The sequence below is a fragment of the Streptococcus sp. HMSC072D05 genome (genome assembly GCF_001815805.1).
Taxonomy (GTDB): domain Bacteria; phylum Bacillota; class Bacilli; order Lactobacillales; family Streptococcaceae; genus Streptococcus.
Window position 1 is genome coordinate 52090 of sequence record NZ_KV822044.1, and the last position, 4673, is coordinate 56762.

Annotated in this window: 3 protein-coding genes and 1 pseudogene; all 4 read right to left on the bottom strand. The window is 39.7% G+C overall.

Translation table 11 applies throughout. From position 1 onward, the window contains the following. Nucleotides 1–158 precede the first annotated feature (158 nt). Entirely contained in the window at nt 159–1142 is a 984-nt protein-coding gene (locus HMPREF3057_RS09785; RefSeq protein ID WP_000816351.1) for a hypothetical protein, read from the bottom strand. Next, nucleotides 1139–3295: a hypothetical protein gene (locus HMPREF3057_RS09790; RefSeq protein WP_049519869.1), complete on the bottom strand. Its 2157-nt coding sequence runs from the start codon at nt 3293–3295 to the stop codon at nt 1139–1141. Before HMPREF3057_RS09790 ends, HMPREF3057_RS09785 begins: the two co-directional genes overlap by 4 nt. 3 nt (nt 3296–3298) lie before the next feature. Then, nucleotides 3299–3667, bottom strand: a complete 369-nt coding sequence (locus tag HMPREF3057_RS09795; RefSeq protein ID WP_000513720.1) for a DUF5082 family protein — start codon at nt 3665–3667, stop codon at nt 3299–3301. A 9-nt stretch (nt 3668–3676) separates the two neighbouring features. After that, nucleotides 3677–4673 (bottom strand): annotated as a pseudogene (locus HMPREF3057_RS09800) (type VII secretion protein EssC); the annotation flags it as partial.

Genomic DNA, 4673 nt, shown 5'->3' on the forward strand with positions numbered 1-4673 from the left:
CTACTAAATTTTCCATACATGTTTTTGCGAGACCCGCACAAGACTCTAGATTACTTGTAACCGGTGCATCAATGATAGTCGACATCCCCTTTGAAATCTCATCTGTCGAAACCTTAATACTTGCCTTAATACTTTGAATTCGCATCGGTTGGATCTGTTTAACGGACATTGCTCAATTCCTCCTTTGGTTTCAAGACATTGATAAACTCTTCATAGGAATGAACCACATGGTCTTTCCCGTCCTTGGTCACCTCTCCATAAACTGTTAGATTATCAAACAAATCTCTGTCCTTAGGGATTAAGAGACTGTATATATCAGAGAGAAGCTTGATATCTGTCTCGTTGGTCAAGAAAAATAGCCCACCTTTCTTCTTAGTCATCAAGTCATAGGCTGCAGGATACTCCTCCTTCAAACGCCAGTCTGAAGACTGTTCAATTACGGATTGAGAAAAACTAATTGGAGTGTCTATATGTAAAAGGTCACCTGCATAATATTCTTTTAAATTAGTAAATTCTTTAAATATATTAACATTTCTGTTCTCTAGAGCCTTTCCGGCATCCTTAGGGATGTCTTCTAGTTTACCTGTTGCCATGTTAAAGAGGACTTCCTTACGATCCTCACCTCCCGTTTTCTGGAGAACGACTGTCCGGTATTCCTGATCTTTGTAAGCAAAAAAATGAGTATAGGCACTTGAAACTGGAAAGTAAGAAGCATCATAATCCGCAATAGCCTTCAAAAGATCATACTCCTTACGAGGCAAATCATCCTGACTGGTATCATAGACCTGAATCTTCCAATACTCCCCCCAACTTAGATTCTTCACATCAAAGCGATTATCTCCCGATTCATAGATTAAACGGATACTTTCTGTGGCTATAAATCGTCTCCCATGAATTACCAAACTATAGTCAACCGGCTCATCCCTATCTCTTTTCCCATTACTATTCTTTGTCTCTTTCCAAGAAATGACCAGCCCCTGTCTATCAGCTATAAATTCATGAGATGCTGGTTCTACTTCAATTGACCAAACTTTATAGCGATCATGTGTCAAATAGCGATACAAAGGATAGCCTCCAGAAACCACAACAAGAAGGCTTAAAACCCCCAGAATGATTAGTATTTTTTTCCTGTATTGTTTCATTGACTTCCTCCTGAGTATTTACTATTTAGATAGAGCTGATATTCTTCATAGCCATGTTTGGCATTTTGGTCAGAAGAAATCGATAAATGTTCCAATACATTTTTATACGTTTTCAACTGGTCTACGCTCATATTGACTAGAGAAAGATCGGTCTCCTCGCCTAAGAGATACTTGCTCATTTCTGGTGTTACAGAATTTGAGTTAAGTTGATTTTCTTTGTTTATTGCTTCTTGGATTATTGCCCTTGTATCATTACTAGTACTATTCACCTTATAATGGCTGGACGACTTCGCATATTCAACATAAGGAACAAGACCTTCATTATCCATCTCTTTCAAGCGGACCTCTGTATAAAAATTATGTGTTCTCATGCGAGAAATTGCGACTGAACTCTTCCCATCTTTCTGGAAAAGATAGGTATTCCCTCGATTTAAAAAGTCATCCACCATCTCAATGCGTGTCTTTTCTTTTTCCAAGTCATATCCCTTTAACTGATCGACATACTTCAAATAGGCTTGTATGGTTGCTGTTGGTAATTGAATACCCATATTGTATGGACCCGTCTTCGTAAAACCACTTTCAACAACTTTCCCCTTAACGGTTATATCCTTATCAATCGCAGAAAAGAGTTCTTTACTGAATTCCTTAGAATCACTGGTAGCCAGAGCATCAATCATCGAGACGATAGGAACTGCTTCAGGTATGAAAGTACCAACCAGTGCATAAGTTATAGCTTTACCCATTGCAGCACGCATATCTTTATTCGCTTCTTCGCGAGATTTCTCAAGTTCACCGATCCGAGCCTGCTTCTCTGCCATATTATTTCCAATAGCGGTTGCGTATTCTTCCATTTTGTAAACCTTGGTTTCGGTTGTATTGCTAATACTCGTTGGATAAGAGTAGCCACCTATATTCATTTCCAAGGTTGTTTTCTTTGTATCAACCGTATTCTTAAATGAAAATGTTGCATCCGATATATCTGAAATTGAAACTTTTGTTCTCGTTTCGGTGACATATAGTTTGTCACCAACTGCTAATTTTCCTTTTGATGTTTCTGTCCGTCCTATCTCCATTACATAAAGAGATTCCATCAAACTAACAAACTTATCCGTCAAAGCAAGATGCTTATTATATGCTGCCATCTGGTTGCTCTGTAAAGTGCCGTCTTTAGCATATTGAACTTCCATAACCTTTTCAAGAGTATCACCTAGCCTAACTCCAGCCTTTTGAAACTCTAGCAAAAATGGTTGGTTAGCAGAAAAATCCCGATTCCCCATAGCGTCTAAAAGATGGTTCAGAGTGGCTGCATCTCCTGATTCAATCCACTCCATCATTTCCTGAGCACCAATACTGTAAAATCCTTCACTAAGATCCCCAGGTTTTTCGTTTAATATGTCTCCTGGCTGTTTATTAAGTATTGCACCTAAAGCACGTCCATCTGCTTCTGTTTGAATACTATCCAAATAACTGATTTTTCTCTTAGTAAGACTACCATTTTTAATTCCTGCTAAGATACTAGAAGCCGGAATATTACATACTGCACTGGCATTTTTTATTCTAGTCTGTAGAGTTTTTAGTTCTGCTTCTGCATCCGTAGTATCTTTTGATAAGGTATCATGTGCTTGTTGCAAGGCGTTATGAGTATCACGACGTGCAGTCGCTGCACTAGCTAAATCATCTCCCGCAGTTGTTTTAATAGTTGTTAAATCTTCTGATTCAATACCTAGTTCAGCAGTAGCATCGTTTAATAGCGTTTGAAGATTATCGACTTTTGTTTTGATCTTCTCATATTGTTCAGACTCCACGCCATCTAATTTTTTATAGACAGAATCATTACCAGTTTGTTGAGTCCATGCTTTATTTTGGAAACCGGCAGCTGTAGCAGCATTTTCAAATGTTGATAAAGCTGTTGAAAAATGCGTAATAGTGGTAGGATACTCTTGAAATACTTGGGTCTGTAAAGTATTCAATCGAGTGAAGAAAGCATTTATTGCCTCTCCTTTGTCCTCTGAATCTCCTGTTTTACCTGCCTTTTCATTAAATTTACGCATCGTTTGTTTAGAAGCCAAGTCCACACCTTTTGAAAACTCTTGAACAGCCGAACTATAACGAGCTATGGCCGGTAAGTCATGTACTTTTATAATATCACTCATACTTTACTCCTCCGTTGTTAGACTTTTTTCAATTTCTAACCAACTAATACTAAGGCTAATCCCCGACTTCTCTGTCTCTAATTCAGAAATTTTCTGAGTCAATTTGGCCACTACGTCATCACTCTTTGCTGAAAGCTTTTGTTTAGCTGTTTTTAGTATTTTCTCTTCATTATTGGTTTCATTTAAATATGGTGTTCCTGCTAAATAATAGGTCGTTTCAATATGTTCATTGCTCGTAAGTACATATTCTATATCCGTTGAAAAATCTGTAAGTGCTTTTTTACATTCTTCCAATCGACTAATTTGACTATTCAAATTAGTAATTTCTCCACGCTTAGCATCTATCTGAGCTTGTATGGTTGCTTTCCCCATCACTCCTCCTTATATCATTAATACTTTCATTCTACTTGCTAACCCATCGGCCACATAGTAGTGTTCTTGTTCTTCTAATTGTGGCTCACGAACAGGTCTGTTGGTTACTGTCAGAACTGATTGATCGCTTAAGCGAAGCCCTATAACAGCCTGCTTATAAGAGCGAACAGTTTTTGAGACCACATCAATGTATTTAGTAATCAATGGCGAACTCATTACAAGAGAACCATATCCAGCTCGAATTCCTTTGTCTAGGACATAAGCCAATGTATCAAGCGCTTCTGAGTTTAATTCTACCACTAATTCGGTTAAATTGTAAACAACCACTGTTGCAACATGATCTCGCTGTTTGCCTTCTAACCGCTCCTGAATTCTCTTCTCTATACTTGCAATCCCCGCCTGATATTCCTCTGGACTTGCAAGAATCGTCACTCCTTCCATTTCAGGTAAGTTATGATACTTCGGTGCCAAGATGATGACCTTCTGTTTCCCTTTGGCAATGTGTTTCACCAAGGCTGTCATCTGTTCTTCTTTATCTGTTAGGTAGAGAAGATTTCCTTTAGCCAGATTCCAAGTGACGGGCTCAACTGTCTCCATGTCAAGTCCTAATGGCACGAGGCCGTGTTCATAGGCAGTCTGCACGCTTGCTCGGCTATAGAAGTCTTTCTCCGTCAACTCCTCTGGTACCATCGGGATGGCACTTGGGCGTTGTCCTGTCCAGGCTTCTTGGAGGGAAGCCACTTCCTGACGTAGGTTGTTGAGGACTTGGGTATCATTAGCTCCATAAACTGAGAGTGCCAGCTGGATCACATCCACTTCTTCCCGCTTCATAAGGGCACGGCCCTTGATGTCTTCCATAGTCATAGCGAGTGGCGTAGAGCCCACGATGGCCCGCACTTCACCCGCCTCATTTTGTGGCAGGCTCAACTGGTGCTTGAAGTTTGAGTAAAGTTGTGCACGAAGGTTGGTCTGACGTCCGGCTGTCACCAAGAGGTGAACCCCGATA